Source organism: Micromonospora humidisoli, assembly GCF_016900955.1.
GTDB classification, from domain to species: domain Bacteria; phylum Actinomycetota; class Actinomycetes; order Mycobacteriales; family Micromonosporaceae; genus Micromonospora; species Micromonospora wenchangensis.
This window is the reverse complement of the sequence record NZ_JAFEUO010000006.1, coordinates 99,232-117,060: the sequence shown is the minus strand read 5'-3', so window position 1 is coordinate 117,060 and position 17,829 is coordinate 99,232. Positions and strand designations below refer to the sequence as shown.

Annotated in this window: 13 protein-coding genes; 1 reads left to right on the top strand and 12 read right to left on the bottom strand. The window is 71.9% G+C overall.

Features of this window, described 5'->3' with window-relative positions:
• Nucleotides 1-372: 372 nt before the first annotated feature.
• Nucleotides 373-2,808, top strand: coding sequence for a M14 family metallopeptidase (locus JQN84_RS22035; RefSeq protein WP_204960429.1), 2,436 nt, complete (start codon nt 373-375; stop codon nt 2,806-2,808).
• 51 nt (nt 2,809-2,859) lie between these two features.
• Here JQN84_RS22035 and JQN84_RS22030 read toward each other — a convergent pair whose 3' ends face one another.
• From JQN84_RS22030 to araB, 12 genes are all read right to left on the bottom strand, one after another.
• On the bottom strand, nt 2,860-3,531 hold the full coding sequence (locus JQN84_RS22030) for a TcmI family type II polyketide cyclase (protein WP_204960428.1): 672 nt from the start codon (nt 3,529-3,531) through the stop codon (nt 2,860-2,862).
• Between the two features lie 16 nt (nt 3,532-3,547).
• A complete protein-coding gene (locus JQN84_RS22025; RefSeq protein WP_204960427.1) occupies nt 3,548-4,837 on the bottom strand; it encodes a cytochrome P450 family protein in 1,290 nt (429 codons plus the stop codon).
• Complete coding sequence (locus tag JQN84_RS22020) at nt 4,834-5,154, bottom strand: putative quinol monooxygenase (protein ID WP_204960426.1); 321 nt, start codon at nt 5,152-5,154, stop codon at nt 4,834-4,836. The genes JQN84_RS22025 and JQN84_RS22020 overlap by 4 nt, the downstream gene beginning before the upstream one ends.
• A complete protein-coding gene (locus tag JQN84_RS22015) occupies nt 5,151-7,430 on the bottom strand; it encodes an FAD-dependent oxidoreductase (RefSeq protein ID WP_204960425.1) in 2,280 nt (759 codons plus the stop codon). Before JQN84_RS22015 ends, JQN84_RS22020 begins: the two co-directional genes overlap by 4 nt.
• A 247-nt stretch (nt 7,431-7,677) precedes the next feature.
• Nucleotides 7,678-8,700: a LacI family DNA-binding transcriptional regulator gene (locus JQN84_RS22010; RefSeq protein ID WP_239485948.1), complete on the bottom strand. Its 1,023-nt coding sequence runs from the start codon at nt 8,698-8,700 to the stop codon at nt 7,678-7,680.
• A gap of 6 nt (nt 8,701-8,706) precedes the next feature.
• Entirely contained in the window at nt 8,707-10,212 is a 1,506-nt protein-coding gene (araA, locus tag JQN84_RS22005; RefSeq protein WP_204960424.1) for an L-arabinose isomerase, read from the bottom strand.
• A 31-nt stretch (nt 10,213-10,243) separates the two neighbouring features.
• Nucleotides 10,244-11,236 (bottom strand): galactofuranose ABC transporter, permease protein YjfF, encoded by a 993-nt coding sequence (gene yjfF, locus JQN84_RS22000; protein ID WP_204960423.1) that lies wholly within the window; start codon nt 11,234-11,236, stop codon nt 10,244-10,246.
• The gene (locus tag JQN84_RS21995) at nt 11,233-12,303 is read right to left on the bottom strand and encodes an ABC transporter permease (RefSeq protein WP_145919611.1); all 1,071 of its coding nucleotides are present in this window, start codon (nt 12,301-12,303) and stop codon (nt 11,233-11,235) included. The genes yjfF and JQN84_RS21995 overlap by 4 nt, the downstream gene beginning before the upstream one ends.
• Nucleotides 12,300-13,847 carry a sugar ABC transporter ATP-binding protein gene (locus JQN84_RS21990; RefSeq protein ID WP_204960422.1) on the bottom strand — a complete coding sequence of 516 codons (1,548 nt, stop codon included), beginning with the start codon at nt 13,845-13,847 and terminating at the stop codon, nt 12,300-12,302. The genes JQN84_RS21995 and JQN84_RS21990 overlap by 4 nt, the downstream gene beginning before the upstream one ends.
• Nucleotides 13,848-13,909: 62 nt before the next feature.
• The gene (locus tag JQN84_RS21985; protein ID WP_204960421.1) at nt 13,910-14,923 is read right to left on the bottom strand and encodes an ABC transporter substrate-binding protein; all 1,014 of its coding nucleotides are present in this window, start codon (nt 14,921-14,923) and stop codon (nt 13,910-13,912) included.
• 166 nt (nt 14,924-15,089) lie between these two features.
• Nucleotides 15,090-15,767: an L-ribulose-5-phosphate 4-epimerase gene (locus tag JQN84_RS21980; RefSeq protein WP_088644181.1), complete on the bottom strand. Its 678-nt coding sequence runs from the start codon at nt 15,765-15,767 to the stop codon at nt 15,090-15,092.
• The gene (gene araB, locus JQN84_RS21975) at nt 15,764-17,461 is read right to left on the bottom strand and encodes a ribulokinase (protein ID WP_204960420.1); all 1,698 of its coding nucleotides are present in this window, start codon (nt 17,459-17,461) and stop codon (nt 15,764-15,766) included. Before araB ends, JQN84_RS21980 begins: the two co-directional genes overlap by 4 nt.
• Between the last annotated feature and the right edge of the window lie 368 nt (nt 17,462-17,829).

The window sequence follows — 17,829 nt, the reverse complement described above, 5'->3', positions numbered from 1 at the left end:
GGTGCGGGGGCACCGCGTCGACCGTCGGGAGAGGACACCCGTTGTGACAGTCCGTGTCCGTCGGGACAGATCATTGACAGATCCGAGCGGGTACGGCCAGGATGGGCGCACCGATCGGCAACGCCCCCACGACCGACCGTAACCAGGTACGCCCCACGCCCGTCACGCAGACCGGATCGGCGCCGGTCCGTCGCCCCGCGCGTCCGGGAGACACCACGTGTCCCCCGACGTCGCCGGGTCGACGTCGCGACTCGGCCGCCCGCCGTCGCCCGACTGTCGGCGTCCGACCTCCCCCGTTCCCGACCCCGCCCGACGGCGGGCGCTGCCGCGCGCCGTCGGCCCGGCTCGTACCCCCAGGAAAGGTGGCCCGAGATGTCCCGTTCCGCGCTCCCCCACCGTTGGCGGCGGTTACCCGCCGCGACGGCCGCCGGCGTGGCGTTGCTGCTGCTCGCCGGCCCGGCCACGGCCGGCACCGCCGCCCCGCCCGACCGGGAGGCCGACGCCCCGGTCGTGCTCGAACGCTCCGCCGACGAGCAGGCCGACGTGGTGGAGGTGACCGTCGCCGGCACCGCCCAGCTCGACGCGCTGGTCGCCACCGGTGTCGACCTCGACCACCACGTCACCCCGACCGAGGCGGGCATCGTGGTGCACGCCGTGGTCACCCCGACCGAGGTCGCCGCGCTGAAGCGGATGGGCTACCGGGTCGGTGCCGTGCTGCACGCCGCCGCCGACTCCGCGCAGCGGATCAGCGAGCGCGAGGCGACGATCGCCGCGCACCGGGCCGACAACCGGGCGTACACGGCGACCCTGCAGCGCAGCGCCGCCGCCTCCGACGTGAAGATCATCCGGGCCGACTACTACACCTCCGGCACCAACCAGGTGCTCTCGGTGGAGGCGAAGTGGGCCCAGGGGCAGACCTCCACCAGCACGTTGACCGTGGCCCGGGACAGCGGCCCCGGCACCGAGATCGGCTCCGGCGGGACCCAGACCATCTCCCGGTTCGTCGACGCCGGGGTCTACCTCTACCACCGGGGCGCCGCCGCCGTCACCGCCCGGCCGCAGCGCATCCAGATCACCAGCCCCACCGGCGACGTGGCGGTCGCCGAGGTCGCCGAGTGGCTGCCGATCCCGGCCGACAGCCCGGAGGGCCCCGGCTACCAGAAGGACTTCGTCACCAGCTACCTCACCCCGACCGAGCTGTACGACCGGATCAAGCAGCTGGCCGACGCCTACCCGCAGCTCGCCGAGGTGGTGAAGCTGCCGTACCAGACCAACGGGTACCGGCGTAAGGCGCAGGTGGTGCTCGGTGGGACCACCGCCACCCGGGTCGCCGTCGACTCGCTCGCCTGGGGACACGAGGGCGGCAACGACATCACCGTCGAGCTGGCCGACCCGGGCGCGGCCGACCGGCCGCTCACGGTCACGGTGACCGGCAAGGCGATCCGGGTCAGCCTGGCCACCGACGCCGCCGGGGCGGTGACCAGCACCGCCGCCCAGGTCGCCGCGGCGCTGACCGCCGAGGCGGGCGCGCTGGTCACCGCGTACACCTATCGGGGGGACGCGGGTGCCGGGGTGGTCGCGCCGGTCGCGCCGACGCCGCTGTCGGACAACCTCAAGGCGCCGGCCGGGGTCTCCCGCGACCCGCACCCGGTGTACGCCATCCGGATCGGCAAGTACCGCGACGGCTCCCGCACCGGGGTGCTGGCCTACGCTCAAGAGCACGCTCGAGAGTGGGTCCCGCCGCTGGTGGCCGTCGAGACCGCCGAGCGGCTGCTGCGCAACCACGCCACCGACGAGAACACCAAGCAGCTGCTGCGCACCCTGGACATCTGGATCGTGCCGTCGATCAACCCGGACGGCGGGCACTACTCGTTCTACGACTACGCCTCGCAGCGGCGCAACATGACCAACCACTGCGCGCCGGGCGGTGCCACCGACGCGCTGGCCCGCAACTCGTGGGGGGTGGACAACAACCGCAACTACACCGAGTACAGCCTCTTCGACGGCTACTCGGGGGCGTCGGCGAGCTGCACCGGCGACACCTACGCCGGGCCGAGCGAGCTGTCCGAGCCGGAGAACCGCAACGTCGACTGGCTGGCCCAGCGGCCCAACATGAAGTTCTCGATGAACCTGCACTCCTCCGGCAACTACTTCATGTGGTCGCCGGGCGCGTACGCCACCCCGGGCCGGATCTCCGCGCCCCGGCCGACGCTGGCCGAGGAGTCGTTCTTCTGGGGCGCGTCGTCGCGCATCCTCACCGCGATCAAGCGGCACCGCAACATGGCGGTCACCCCGGCCCGCACCGGCCCGATCTCCGACGTGCTGTACTCGGCGGCGGGTAACTCCGGCGACATGCTCTGGTACAAGTACGGCATCTACGCCTGGAACTTCGAGGTCGGCACCAGCTTCCAGCCCACCTGGGACGAGGCGCACCAGGAGACCATGGAGTTCAGCAACGGCCTGGTCGAGCTGCTGCGGGTGGCCCGGGACTACGACAAGGACAAGAAGCGGCCGACCAGCACCCTGTCGGTCACGCCGAGCGCCACCGAGGGCTCGGTCAGCGTCCGGTTCGACGTCAGCGAGCCGGCGGCGGTGTTCTACACCCTCGACGGCAGCAAGCCGACGTTCGCATCCACCCTGTACGCCTCGGCGGGTATCCGGGAGGGGGCCGAGACGTTGACCGTCCCGGTCGGCACCAAGATCCACTGGTTCTCGGTGGACGCCGCCGGCAACATCGAACGCAACTACCGGCCGGACGACGACAGCCTGACCTTCAACCGGGGCTGGGCGACCCTGCCCACCGGCTGACGGGCACACCGGCGGGGGCCCGCGCCACCGGGCCCCCGCCGGTCGACCGGCTCAGTCCTCGGCCCGCCACCGGTAGAACTCCGTCGCCACCGCGTCCAGCGGGCTGCCCCAGGTGTCCGGGTCGAACGGGCTGATGTACGGGCTGAGATCGTCCATGATCTTGGCGAACGCCGGCTGGTCGTGGCCCTGCCGCACGGCCCCGTCGAACGCCTCCCCGGTGCGCTCCAGCACGTGCAGGTAGACGTCGTCGATGGAGTACAGCCACCGACCGGTGACCCCCATCAGGGTGGGCAGCTCACCGGCGTCGGACTCGGCGAAGATCTGCGCCACGGTGGGTTCCGCGCCGGGCTTGATCCGGGCCACGATCACCGTCCGGCTCGGCTCACCCCCGGCGGCCGGCGGCTCGTCCGGCGTCCAGGAGTAGAACTCCTTCGCCACCGAGTCCGACGGGTTCCTCCAGTCCCTCGGGTAGGGCGTCACGTACGGGGCGATCTGCTCGGCGATCTGCTGGAAGGCGGGCAGGCCCCGGGTCTGCCCGGTCACCTTCGGGTCCGCGTTCCGCTCGATCAGGTGGAGGTAGAGGCCGTGGAAGGACAGCAGGGTCCGCCCGACCACGCCCAGGTCCTGCGGGCGGGTGGTCCGGTCGTAGTACCCGAACACGTCGGCGACGGTCTGCTCGCTGCCCGGCACCATGCGACAGACGATCAGGTTGCGGAAGGTCATCGGAACTCCTCGGGGATCAGACGGTACGGGTCGGCTCGGTGGGGCGGGGACGACTGGCCGGCGGAGGTGACACCGGCGGGGCGGACGCGGCGAACCGGACCGGCAGCTCCAACAGACCCCGGAACGGCGACGCCGCCGGCAACCGGCGCAACTCTGCCGGCGGCACGGCCAGGCGCAACCCGGGCAGCCGGCGCAGCAGCGCCGCCAGGCCGAGCTGGGCCTCCATCCGGGCCAGCGAGACACCGAGGCAGTAGTGCACGCCGTGGCCGAAACCCAGGTGCGGCCCCCGGACCCGGCGCAGGTCCAGCCGGTCCGGGTCGACGAAGTGCGCCGGATCGTGGTTGGCCGCGTTGAGCACGACACCGACGATCGACCCGGCCGGGATGCGCACCCCGCCGTACTCGACATCCTCGGTGGCGACCCGGGGACTGGCCACCGGTAGCGGGCCGTCGAAACGCAGCAACTCCTCGATCGCCGAGGGCAGCAGCTCCGGGGTGTTCCGCAGCAGGTCGAGCTGGTCGGGATGGGTCAGCAGGGCCACCGTCGCGTTGCCCAGGAAGTCGGCGGTGGTCTGGTGCCCGGCGAACAACAGCAGGAAGGTGGTGGTGACCAGCTCCGCCTCGGACAGCCTGCCGTCCTGGTCGCAGGCGTCGATCAACGCGCTGATCATGTCGTCGGCCGGGGTGGTCCGCTTGGCGGCCACCAGCTCCGCCAGGTAGTGGTGCAGCCGCACCTGTGCCTCGCCGACCGCCGCCCGCTCCTGCTCCGGCGGTCGCCGCGACGACCCGGAGGTACGGATCACCTGCGTCCAGTCCAGCACCCGCTCCTGGTCGGTCCGGGGCACCCCGAGCAGTTCGCAGATCACCACCATCGGCAGCGGGATCGCGAAGTCGTGCATCAGCTCGGCCCGCCCCTGGGCGACGAACCCGTCGATCAGGTCGTCGACGATCTGCCGTACCCGGGGGCGCAGCGCCTCGATCCGGCGGGGCGCGAACGCCTGCGACACCAACCGGCGCAGCCGGGTGTGCTCCGGCGGGTCCGAGTTGAGCATGTTGCGGTTCAGCGCCTCGGAGTTCGGCCCGAAGAGTTGCAGGTAGTGCTGCCCGGGGCCGTAGAGGTCCTTGGACAGCCGGGGGTCGGTCAACGCCGTGCGCGCGTCGTCGAACCGGGTCAGCAGGTACGAGTCGAACCGGGGTGAGCTGACCGGGCAGACCGGCGCGTCCGCGCGCAGCCGGGCGAAGGACGGGTACGGGTCGACGGCGAACTGCTCGGTGTAGAGCTGTGCGGCGGGCACCGGCTCGGTCATCTGGTCTCCTCGGGCGCGCTGGGCATGCTGTGCAGCACCTGGTAGGTGTGTCGTTCGGCGGATTCCCGCAGGTCGCGGACCACCCGCAGCAGCCGGTCGCGGTGCTCGCTGCGGCCGAAGGCGTCGAGCCGTTCCCGGTCCGCCCAGTCGCTGATGACCAGGTAGCTGCGCGGGTCGTCGGCGTCCCGGACGAGGTCCTGGCGCAGGCACCCGTCGAGTTGCCGGATCTGCTCCGCCGCCGAGAGCCACTCCGCCTCGAACCGCTCCGCGCAGCCCTCCCGGGTACGCATGGCGAGCACCGTGCGTACGGGCCTCATCGCGTACCACCGAAGACCAGGTGCAGGTTCTTGCGCAGGGCGTCGGCGTCGAACGGCTGGCTGCGGAAGCCGACGTGCCCGTCCGGGCGGATCAGGTACAGGGCGGTACCGGTCACCCCGTACCGGGTACGGAACTCGTCCCCGGCGTCGCGCACCACCGGCGGCGCGAGCAGTCCCGGATCGTCGGCGTCCGGGCTGAGCAGCAGGTAGGCGTCGACCTCGCCCCGGCTCAGGGCGCGCACGTCGGCGCAGAGCCCCGGCACGGCGGCCACCGCCGCCGGATCGGCCGAGGCGTCGGCGTAGAGCAGCAGGGTGTGCCGGGTGCCGGCGGTCAGGTCGCGCAGGCGCAACGGGTGCCCCACCCCCTGCCGCCGCAACCCGCCCAGGTCGGGTGCGCGGTCGCCGGGGCGCGGGCCGGCGCGCAGCCCGTCCGGATCGGTGACGCACTCGCCGACCAGTGGACTGTCGGCATAGCTGAGGAGCAGCGACATCTCCTGGAGGAACTGCCGCTCCAGGTCGGCGCGGTCCAGTTCGTCGGTGAACGCCATCCGTACCGCGCGGCCGACGATCTCCTCGCCCTCCGGGCGGCGTTCGGCCTCGTAGCTGTCGAGCAGGCCGGGGGCGGCGACCCCGCGTACCGCCAACGCCACCTTCCAGGCCAGGTTCCAGGCGTCCTGGATGCCGGTGTTCATCCCCTGTCCGCCGGCCGGGGGGTGCAGGTGGGCCGCGTCCCCGGCGACGAAGACCCGGCCGTGGCCGTACCTGTCGACGATGCCGTGACTGATCCGGAACACCGACGACCAGCGCAGGTTCGTCGCCCGGGTACCGTGCGGGGCCAACCGGTCCAGCGCCGCCTGCACGTCGTCGAGGGTCGGCTCGGCCAACTCCTCGCTGAACCCGGGCGGGGCGTCCCGGCCGCCGGTCTGGGCGAAGAACCGGGGCGGCGCGAGGGTCGCGATCCGGTACCGGCCCGCTCCGCGCAGCGGTACGCAGACCAGCATGCCGTCCATCCGGCCGTCGGTCTCGTGCAGGAACCGCAGCAGGTGCCCCGGCGGCATGTCCCAGTTCACGTCGACGTCGGCGAGCATGAACAGCTGCGGGAACCGGCCCAACCCGCCGGAGAACGTCAACCCGAGCAGGTGACGGACCCGGCTGTGCGCGCCGTCGGCACCGATCAGGTACTTCGCCCGGACGGTGCGGATGCTGCCGTCGGCGAGGGTGAGGCTGGCCAGCACGCCGTCCGAGCCCTGGGTGAACCCGGTCAGCTCCGCGCCGCGTTGCGGCCGGACGCCGAGGGTGGCCAGCCGTTCGGTGAGGATGCGCTCGGTCTCGTACTGGGGCAGGCCCAGGTGCGCGTACGGCAGGCCGGGCAGTTCCCAGCTCATCCGGTGGGTCTGGGTGCCGTTGACGAACACCACGTTGCCGGTGAGCCAGATCCCGGCGTCCATCGCCTCCCGCACGATGCCCTGCTCCGCCCAGATCTCCATGGTGCGGCAGTGCACCCCGATCGCCTTGTCGGCCTGGCCGGGCGGGGCCACCGACTTCTCCACCACCCGGCAGTCGATGCCGCGCCGGGCCAGCTCGACGGCGGCGGTCAGCCCGGTCGGCCCCGCCCCGACGATGAGTACGTCAGTTGTCGTGTGCACGTCGGTCTCCCTACCGGTGCTGGCTGCCCGGTCGTCGCCGGGACGGGTCGCGAGGTGGAACAGTCGGCGGCGGAAGTCGAGCAGGAACGACGCGATCGGCCCGGCCTCCTCCCGCGCGTGGGCCGGGTTGGCGACCCAGCGGTGGAACTCCGCCTCGGTACGCCACTCGGCGAAGATGTGGTGGACGCCCGAGTCGGGCTCGCGCAGCAGGTCCTCACGCAGGTAGCCGGGGACGGCGGCCATCCGGGCGGTCACCTCGGCGTGGCCCCGGTGGAACTCGGCGAGCCGGTCGGCGGGCACAGTGACCTCGACGTCCACCAGGATCGTCGGGTGCCCGTCCGGCTCGTCGCGCATCATCAGGTGGTCGTCGGCGGTGGCCGGTTCACACCCGTCGCGCAGCGCGTCGGCGAGCCGGGCGGCCACCGGGCCGTTCTCGTAGTCGTGTAGGGCGTCGTCGTCGACCCACTCGGTGGCGAGCACGAACGTGTGCGGGTCGTTGGCGTCGAGGAACAGCTCCCGGCGCAGGTTGCCGGGCAGCGTGCCGATCTGCGCCGCGGCCGTCCGCCATGCCGACCGGACGCGCTGTTCGGCGCCGGGGCGCGCGCGGACCCGGAGCATTGTCCTGATCATGGGGTCTCCCTTGACGGCCTGCCCGAGACGAGGGTCCCGACCGCCGGCACCCGCACCGGCCGTCGCCGTCCGACCCTGTCGCAGCGCACGTCACCCCGCCGTCACCGGCGGGCAGACCCGGGCCGCCGCCCGTTGACGCCACCGGGACGACCCACCGGTCCGACTCAGGGGCGGCCTGCCACCACCGGGTACGGGTCGCGGGGCGGCACCGCGCAGCCGAAGGGGCCCGCCCAGGCGGGCGGGCGGGTCAGGGCCGGCGGTTGCCGCTGCTCGCGCGGACCACGAGCTCCGGCTCGACCTGGGGGCGGGGGGTGCCCACGCCGGTGCCGTCGAAGAGTTCCAGCAGCGCCGCGACGCACCGGCGGCCGACCTCGTCGAAGTCCTGCCGCACGGTGGTCAGCGGCGGGGAGAGGTACTCGGCCTCGGGGATGTCGTCGAAGCCGACGACGCTGACGTCCTCGGGAATCCGCGCGCCCCGCTGGTGCAGGGCACGCAGCAGGCCGAGTGCCTGGTGGTCGTTGGCGCAGAACACCGCCGTCACGTCGGGGCGCTCGACCAGGGACTGCCCCAGCTCGTAGCCGGCCCGGGGGCTCCAGTCGCCGACGATGACCGGGGGCACGCGGCGGCCCGCCTGCTCCAGGGTCTGCCGCCACCCGTCGACCCGGTCCCGGGCCTCCAGCCAGTCCCGGGGGCCGGCGATGTGCCAGACCGTCTCGTGGCCGAGGTCGAGCAGGTGCCGCACCGCCAGCCGGGCCCCGGCCACCTGGTCGACGGAGATGCTCGGCAGTTCACCGCGCTCCCCGCTGGCCTCGACCACCACGGCGGGTACCCCGGTGGGCAGGCCGTGCACGGCGACCGACGCCGTCATCATCGGGGTGATGACGACGACGCCGGCCACCGACTGCTCGGTCAGCGCGTCGATGGCCGAGCGCATCCCGCTCCGGTCCAGCCGTTCCAGGGTGACGATGCTGATGCCGTACCCGGCGGCGCGGGCCGCCCGTTCGATGCCCAGCAGGGTGGCCGCCGGGCCGAACAGGATGGTGTCGAAGCTGACCACACCGATGACCCGGGAGCGCCTGCCGGCCAACCCCCGGGCCAGGGCGTTGGGCCGGTAGTTGAGCTGGTGCACGGCACGCAGCACCCGCTCCCGGGTCTCCGGCCGAACGCTCGGGTGGTTGTTGAGCACCCGGGACACGGTCTGGTGCGACACCCCGGCGAGTTGCGCGACGTCGCTCATCACCGCGGCGCGTTCGGGCCGTTGCTGGCCCATGGCGGCTCAGAAACCCCGGGCCAGGCGGTAGTAGGCCTGGTTCCAGCGCAGCTCGTCGGCGAACCGGCGGGGGGTGGTGTCGGCGTCGATGACGACCAACTCGGTGCTGACCATCTCGGCGAGGTCGTGCAGTTCCTCGACCCCGACGGCCTGGGACAGCACCGTGTGGTGCGGGGCGCCGGCGGTGAGCCAGGCCTCCGCCGACGCGGCCAGGTCCGGCCGGGGCCGCCACACCGCCCGCGCCACCGGCAGCTTCGGCAGCGGGTACGGCGGGGCGACCACGTCGATCTCGTTGGCGACCAGCCGGAACCGCTCCCCCATGTCGGCCAGGCCGAGCACCACCGCCGGGCCGGGTTGGGCGTCGAAGACCATCCGGACGGGGTCCTCCCGGCCGCCGATGCCCAGCGGGTGGATCTCGACGTTCGGGGTGGCCGCCGCGATGGTCGGGCAGACCTCCAGCATGTGCGCCCCGAGCACCAGTTCCCGGCCCGGGGTCAGGTCGTAGGTGTAGTCCTCCATGAACGAGGTGCCACCGGTGGTGCCGACGGCCATCGACTTGAGCGTGCGCACCAGCACCGAGGTCTTCCAGTCGCCCTCGCCGCCGAAGCCGTACCCGTCGGCCATCAGCCGCTGCACCGCGAGGCCGGGCAGCTGCCGCAGCCCGCCGAGGTCCTCGAAGTTGGTGGTGAAGGCGCGGAACCCGCCGGCATCGAGGAAGTCGCGCAGCCCCGCCTCGATCCGGGCGGCGTAGCGCAGCGAGTCGTGCCGGTCCCCGCCGGGGCGCAGCGTGTCGACCAGCCGGTAGCTGTCGTCGTACTCCTTGACCAGGTCGTCGATGCGGGCGTCGGCGACCGCGTCGACGGCGTCGACCAGGTCGTTGACCCCGTAGGTGTTCACCGAGACACCGAAGCGCAGCTCGGCCTCGACCTTGTCGCCCTCGGTGACCGCCACGTCGCGCATGTTGTCGCCGAAGCGGGCCAGCCGCAGCGACCGCATCTCGGCGTGCCCGATCGCGGCCCGGGTCCACGCGCCGATCCGGGCGGCCACCTTGGGGTCGCTGACGTGCCCGGCGACGGTCTTGCGGGCGACGCCGAGCCGGGTCTGGACGTACCCGAACTCCCGGTCGCCGTGGGCAGCCTGGTTGAGGTTCATGAAGTCCATGTCGATCTCGGACCAGGGCAGTTCCACGTTGGCCTGGGTGTGCAGGTGCAGCAGCGGGGTGCGCAGCGCGTCCAGCCCGGAGATCCACATCTTGGCCGGGGAGAACGTGTGCATCCAGGCGATCACCCCGACCGCGCCCTGCACGGCGGCGTCGCGGCAGACGGCGAGGATCTCGGTGCTGGAGGTCAGCACCGGCTTCCAGACCACCCGGGCCGGGACGGCCGGGTCGGCGTCGAGTCGTTCGGCGATCCGCCGGGACTGCTCGGCCACCTGGCGCAGGGTCTCCGGGCCGTACAGGCCCTGGCTGCCGGTGAGGAACCAGACCTCGGCGACCGGGGATGGGTTGGTCATGGGCGTTGCCTTCCGGTGGGGCTGGCGAGGGTTACTTGGTGCGGATGCCGACGAGGCGTTGGAGCAGGATGAACACGAACAGCAGGCCACCAATGACGATCTTGGTCCACCACGAGTTGAGGGTGCCGTCGAAGGTGATCAACGTCTGGATGATGCTGAGCACCAGCACCCCGAGCAGGGTGCCGAAGATGTAGCCGGACCCGCCGGTGAGCAGGGTGCCGCCGATGACGACCGCCGCGATCACGTCCAGCTCCATGCCCACCGCGATCAGCGGCGCGCCGGAGAGGGTGTAGAAGGAGAGCAGGATGCCGCCGATCGCCGAGCAGAGCCCGCTGATCGTGTAGACCGCGATCTTCGTACGGCCCACCGGCAGGCCCATCAGCAGCGCGGACTGCTGGTTGCCGCCGACGGCGTACACGTTGCGGCCCAGCCGGGTGTACGCCAGCACGGCCGCCGCCACGGCCACCACCGCAACGGCGATCAACGCGCCGACCGAGACGAAGTTCTCGCCGAGGTGGATGCGGTGCTGGGCGGCGCTGGTCCAGAAGCCGTCGGTGATCGGGATCGAGGTGGTGCTGATCCAGGTGCACACGCCCCGGGCGAAGAACATCCCGGCGAGCGTGACGATGAAGGGTTGGATGTCGAAGAAATGGATCACGCAGCCCATCGCGAACCCGAGGACCGGGCCGATCAGCAGCGCGATCACCAGCACCAGGGCGGGGTGCAGGCCGTTGCCCAGCAACGAGGCCGACACCATCGCGGTCATCGCCACCACCGACCCGACCGACAGGTCGATGCCGCCGGTGAGGATCACGAAGGTCATCCCGACCGCGACGACCAGCAGGAAGCCGTTGTCGATGAAGACGTTGAAGACGACCTGGATGTTGGAGAACGCCTGGTACTGCGAAACACCGATGGAATACATCACCAGCAGCAGGGCTGCGGTGGCGAGCACCGGCACGTGCCGGGGTGGCACCCGCCACCAGGCACGGCCCGGAGAAGCGGCCAACGGGGTCGTGGTCATGCCGGAACCTGCTCCTTCTCTGTGCCGACCGGCTCCACCGGCGTGACCGGGACGCTGCGCCGACGGCGGAACCGCGCCCGGAAGGCCGGGGCCTGGATGAGACAGACCACGATCACCACGACCGCCTTGAACAGCAGGGACGTCTGCGGGTCGATGTTCATGGCGTAGACCGAGGTGGTCAGGGTCTGGATGAGCAGCGCGCCGACCACGGTGCCACCGAGGTAGAACCGGCCGCCGGCCAGCGCGGTGCCGCCGATGACCACGGCCAGGATGGCGTCCAGCTCGACCCAGAGGCCCACCGCGTTGCCGTCGGCGCTGGAGACGTTCGCCGTCATCATGAACCCGGCGATGGCGGCGCAGGCGGCGCTCACCACGTACACCAGGAAGGTGATCCGGCGGGAGCGGATGCCGGCCAGCCGGCTGGCCTCGGCGTTCCCGCCGACCGACTCGATGATCATGCCGAGCGCGGTACGCCGGGTCAGCACCGCCACCAGCACCGTCACCGCGAGGGCGATGACGATGGCGAACGGCAGGGTCAGCAGGTGACCGACCCCGATCACCTTGTACGGCCCGCTGTTGATGGTGATGATCTGCCCCTCGGCGATCAGCTGGGCCAGGCCCCGGCCGGCCACCATCAGGATCAGCGTGGCGATGATCGGTTGGATGCCGATGCCGGCGACCAGGATGCCGTTCCAGGCCCCGAGCAGCAGGGCCACCCCGAAGCCGAGGGCCACCGCGGTGAGCACCACGCCCAGGCTGTTCTGGTCGGGCTGCTCGCTGATGTAGAGGCAGGCGACCGCGCCGGCGACCGCCGCCACCGCGCCCACCGACAGGTCGATGCCGCCGGTGGCGATCACCAGGGACATGCCCAGGGCGACCAGGATCAGCGGCGCGCTGAGCCGGACGATGTCGATCAGGCTGCCGTAGAGGTGGCCGTTCTTCAGCTCGACCGACAGGAAACTCGGCCGGTAGATCGCGTTCGCCACCAGCAGCAGCACCAGCACCACGAGCGGCCAGAACAGCCGGTGGCCGGTGACGCCCGCAGCGCGGGCCCGTACGGTGCTCATGCCGGCACCGACCCTTCCTGGGAGCTGCCGCTGGCGATGACCTGCATGACGCGGGCGGCATCGAGGGTGTCGTCGTTGGTGAGTTCGGTGACCAGCTGCCGGTCCCGCATGACGGCGACCTTGTGGCTGAGCCGCAGCACCTCCTCCAGCTCGGCGGAGATGAACAACACCGCCATCCCGCCGTCGGACAGCTGCGCCACCAGGCGCTGGATCTCGGTCTTGGCGCCGATGTCGATGCCCCGGGTCGGTTCGTCGAGGATCAGCAGCCGGGGTTCGGTGATCAGCCAGCGGGCCAGCAGCACCTTCTGCTGGTTGCCGCCGGACAGGTTGCGCACCGGCATCTCCGGATCGGCCGGCCGGATGCTCAACGCCGTGATCCAGTGCTGGACCAGTTCGTCCTGCCGGCGGCGGGGTACCGGCCGCAGCCAGCCCCGGGCCGCCTGCATCGCCAGGATGATGTTCTCCCGCACCGACAGCTCGCCGACCAGACCCTCGGTGCGGCGGTTCTCGGAGCAGAACGCGATGTCCCGGTCGATGGCGGCCACCGGGTTACGGATCGTCACCGGGGTGCCGTCCACGGCGAGACGGCCGGCGTCGGCGCGGTCCGCGCCGAAGAACAGCCGGGCCACCTCGGTACGCCCCGAGCCGAGCAGCCCGGCCAGGCCGACCACCTCGCCCTGGTGGATGGTGAGGCTGAACGGGGCGACGGAACCGGATCGGCCGAGCCCGTCGGCCGCCACCAGCGGGGTGCCCGACTCCAGGGCCGCCCGGTCCTCGCCGCTGGTCGCCTCGTCGAGGCGTTCCAGGGCGTCCAGTTCCTTGCCGATCATCTTCTCCACCAGCGCGATCTGCGGCAGTTCGCTGGTCAGGTACTCGCCGACGAGCCGGCCGTTGCGCAGCACGGTGATCCGGTCGGCGATGGCGTAGACCTGGTCGAGGAAGTGGGTGACGAAGATGATCGCGATGCCGTCGTCACGCAACTGCCGCATGATCCGCATCAGCTGGGCCACCTCGTCGGCGTCCAGGCTGGAGGTCGGCTCGTCGAGGATCAGCACCCGGGCCCGGATGTCGACCGCGCGGGCGATAGCGACCATCTGCTGCACGGCCAGCGAGTAGTTGCCGAGCAGTTCGGTGACGTCGATGTGCAGGTCGATGCGGGCGAGCAGGTCCCTGGCCCGGCGGCGCATCTCGCGCCAGTTGACCGCGCCGAGGCGGCGCGGCTCCCGGCCGATGTAGATGTTCTCCGCCACCGACAGGTTGGGCAGGAGGTTGACCTCCTGGTAGACGGTGCTCACCCCAGCGGCGGTGGCCTGCATCGGGCCGGAGAAGGAAACCTCCGCGCCGTCGAGGGTGATGGTGCCGGAATCGGTGCCGTAGACGCCGGTCAGCACTTTGATGAGGGTTGACTTCCCGGCGCCGTTCTCGCCCATCAGGGCGTGCACCTCACCGGGGAAGAGCCGCAGGTCGACGCCGTCGAGGGCGCGGACCCCGGGGAATATCTTGCTGATCGCGGTCATCGTCAGGACCGGATGCCTCTCCGACATCCCACCGAACCTTTCGTCGGAAGCGGAGGCCGCCGCGCCGAACGCGGCGGCCTCCGGTCGGATCAGTACTTCCGGTTGGGCAGGGCCGCCTTGGCCTGCTCCTGGGTGAAGGTGGTCTCCTCGGTCTCGACCCGGGCGGGGACCTCCTCGCCGGCCTTGACCTTCTTGGCCAGGTCCATCAGCTGCGGGCCGAGCAGCGGGCTGCACTCCGCGATGAAGTTGAACTTGCCGTCGGCCAGCGCCTGCATGCCGTCCTTGACCGCGTCGATGGTGATGATGGTGATGTCCTTGCCGGGCGTCTTGCCCGCCGCGGTGATCGCCTCCAGCGCGCCCAGGCCCATGTCGTCGTTGTGCGCGAAGAGCACGTCGATCTTCGGGTTGGCCTTGAGGAACTGCTCCATGACCTGCTTGCCGCCGGCCCGGGTGAAGTCACCGCTCTGCGACGCGACGACCTTCAGGTTCGGGTTGGCGGCGATCGCCTCGGCGAAGCCCTTCTTGCGGTCGTTGGCCGGGGCCGAACCGGTGGTGCCCTGCAGCTCGACGATGTTCACCGGGCCGGCCGCGGACGCCTTCTCCTTGACCAGCCACTCGCCGGCGAGCCGGCCCTCCTTGACGAAGTCCGAGCCGATGAAGGTCTTGTAGAGGCTCTTGTCGGCCGAGTCCACGGCCCGGTCGGTCAGGATCACCGGGATCTTGGCGTCCTTGGCCTCCTTGAGCACGGTGTCCCAACCCGACTCCACCACCGGCGAGAAGGCGATCACGTCGACCTTCTGCTGGATGAAGTTGCGGATCGCCTTGATCTGGTTCTCCTGCTTGCCCTGCGCGTCGTCGAACTTCAGCTCGTAGCCGGCCTCGGTGGCCGACTCCTTGATCGAGTTGGTGTTCGCCGTGCGCCAGCCGCTCTCCGCGCCGACCTGCGAGAAGCCGATGACCAGCTTGCCGCTGCCGCCGCCGCTAGAGTCGCTGTCACCGCCGGTGTCGCTGTTGCCGCAGGCGGCGAGGCCGCCGGCCAGCAGGCCGGCGGCGAGAATCGCGCCGAGGCCGCGCCGGGTGAGGGTAATACCGGTCTTCGCCATGTGAAGACTCCTTGTACGGGGATGAGGTGGGGGATGGTGCGTGCGCGGAAGAACCGGCCGGCACGGCACGCCGGACGGACCGGACCTTCCAGGGGTGGAGCATCGGGTTGCGGTGGATCGACCGGTCCGCCGGGGCGGGCCGGTGGCGAGGACGGACGGTCGGGCGTTACGGCCCCGACTGCCCGTAGACGTTCTGGTAGCGGTCGTAGAGGGAATCGATGTCGGCCTGGGCCATCGGCACCGGGGTGCCGAGCGTCCGGGCCAGGTGGGCGGTGCGGGCCACGTCCTCGCACATCACGGCGGCCTTCACCGCGGCGCGGGCGTCCCGGCCGATGGTGAACACGCCGTGGTTGCGCATCAGCACCGCCGGTGAGCGGTGCCCGGACAGGGTCGCCACGATGCCCTTGCCGATGTCGTCCCCGCCGATGAGCGCGAACGGACCGACCGGGATCTCGCCGCCGAACTCGTCGGCCTGGGCGGTGAGGTTGCACGGGATCGCCTCGCCGCAGGCGGCCCAGGCGGTGGCGTACCCGCTGTGGGTGTGCACCACGCCGCCGACCTCGGGCATCGCCCGGTAGACGTAGGCGTGGGCGGCGGTGTCGCTGGACGGCGAGAGGTCGCCGTCGACCACGACGCCGTCGAGGTCGCAGACGATCATGTTGTCGGGCCGCAGGTCGTCGTAGGACACCCCGCTCGGCTTGATCACCATCAGCTCCCGGCCGGGCACCCGGGCCGAGACGTTGCCGGCCGTCCAGGCCACCAGGTTGTAGCGCACCAGCTCGCCGTGCAGGGTGGCCACCTGCTCGCGCAGCCGGGCCACCTCGGCGTCGAGGTCGAGGGTCATGCCGGCACCTCCAGGGGGTCGGTGGTCGGTTCGGCGGCGGGCGCGACGGACGGACGGCGGGCGGCGTTGCGGATCGCCCGCAGCCGCAGCAGCACGTCGTCGCCACCCCGGCCGAAGTGGTCGTGCAACCGGCGGTACTCGGCGTAGAGCGCGTCGTAGGCGTCGGCGCGCTCCGGGTCGGGCCGATAGACCTCACGGTCGACCCGGCCCATCGCCGCCGAGGCGGTCGGCACGTCGGGGTACGCTCCGGCCGCGACCGCCGCGTGGATCGCCGACCCGAGGGCCGGGCCCTGCGCCGAGCCGATGATGCCCAGCGGACGCCGGGTCACGTCGGCGTAGATCTGCATCAGCAGGCTGTTGTTGGTGAGCCCGCCGGCCACGATCAGCTCGTCGACCGGGACGCCCGCCTCGGCGAACGCCTCGATGATCATGCGGGTGCCGTACGCGGTGGACTCCAGCAGCGCGCGGTAGACGTCCGGCGGGCGGGTGGCCAGGGTGAGCCCGACGAGCACCCCGCTGAGGTCGTGGTTGACCAGCAGCGAGCGGTTGCCGTTCCACCAGTCCAGGGCGACCAGGCCGTGTGCGCCGACGGGCTGGGCCGCGGCGGCGGCGGTCAGCTCCTCGTGGGAGGCGAAGCCGGCGGGGGCGGCGTGCTTGACGTACCAGCCGAAGATGTCGCCGACGCCGCTCTGGCCGGCCTCGTAGCCCCAGGAACCGGCGCTGATCCCGCCGTCGACCACGCCGCACATGCCGGCCACCTCGGCCCGCTCGGTACCGTTGACCACGTGGCAGGTGGAGGTGCCCATGATGGCGACCAGCCGGCCGGGGGTCAGCGCCTGCGCGGCGGCGGCGGTGACGTGGGCGTCGACGTTGCCGACGGCGACCGCGATCCCCTCCGGCAGCCCGGTCCAGGCGGCGGCCTGCGCGGTGAGCCCACCGGCCCGCGCGCCGAGCTGCGCCAACGGTCCGTCGATCTTCGCGACGAAGTCGGCGAAGCCGGGGTTCAACGCGGACAGGTACGCCGGGGACGGGTAGTGGCCGTCCTGGAGCAGCCCCTTGTAGCCGGCGGTGCAGACGTTGCGGGTCTCGACGCCGCACAGCTGCCAGACGATCCAGTCGGCGGCCTCGATCCAGCGCTCGGCGCGGGCGTAGACCTCCGGGTCCTCCTCCAGCAGTTGCAGCCCCTTGGCGTACTGCCACTCGGCGGAGATCTTGCCGCCGTAACGGCCGATCCAGGACTCGCCCCGGGAGTGGGCCAGCTCGTTGATCCGGTCGGCCTGCGGCTGGGCGGCGTGGTGCTTCCACAGCTTCACCCAGGCGTGCGGGCGGGTACGCAGGTCGGGCAGCTCGCACAGCGGCGTGCCGTCGGCCAGGGTGGGCAGCACGGTGCAGGCGGTGAAGTCGATGCCGATGGCGACCACCTGGGCCGGGTCGACGCCACTCGCGGCGAGCGCGGCGGGCACCGCCTCACGCAGCACATCGCGGTAGTCGTCCGGGTCCTGCAACGCCCAGTCGGCCGGCAGGGGCTGGCCGTCGACGGCGAGCGTCGTCTCCATCACCGCGTGGCGGTACTCGTGCACCGCCGTGCCCAGCTCGGCGCCGTCGCCGACCCGCACCACCAGCGCCCGACCCGACAGCGTGCCGTAGTCGACGCCGACGACGTACCGGTCCTGCGGCTTCGCGCCTGCATCCATGCCGTTCTCCGTTCAATCGTTGGGGGCAAGTGTTAGCGCTCACATGGAATCCGTCAAGGCGCATCCATGTAACACTGCCGTAACCATCCTGAGCGGCCCCGGCACGGCATCCACGATCACCGCTCCGACCAGCCATCGAGCAGCCGACATACGCGGAACAGGTGAGCGGTCACATCCGTTCGGTCGGGCCGACCCTTGACACGCCTGCGCGGGCGGTTCCAGACTTCGGGGCGACCGCGCGGGCCCGGAGCCGGGCCGGACCGGCGACGACCGGTCCCCCGGCGTCGTCGCGCCCACCTGCCGTGCCCGCGCGATGGACCACGGCCCTCGTCCGCCCGAGACGGACCAGACGGCCTTCGTCGCCATCC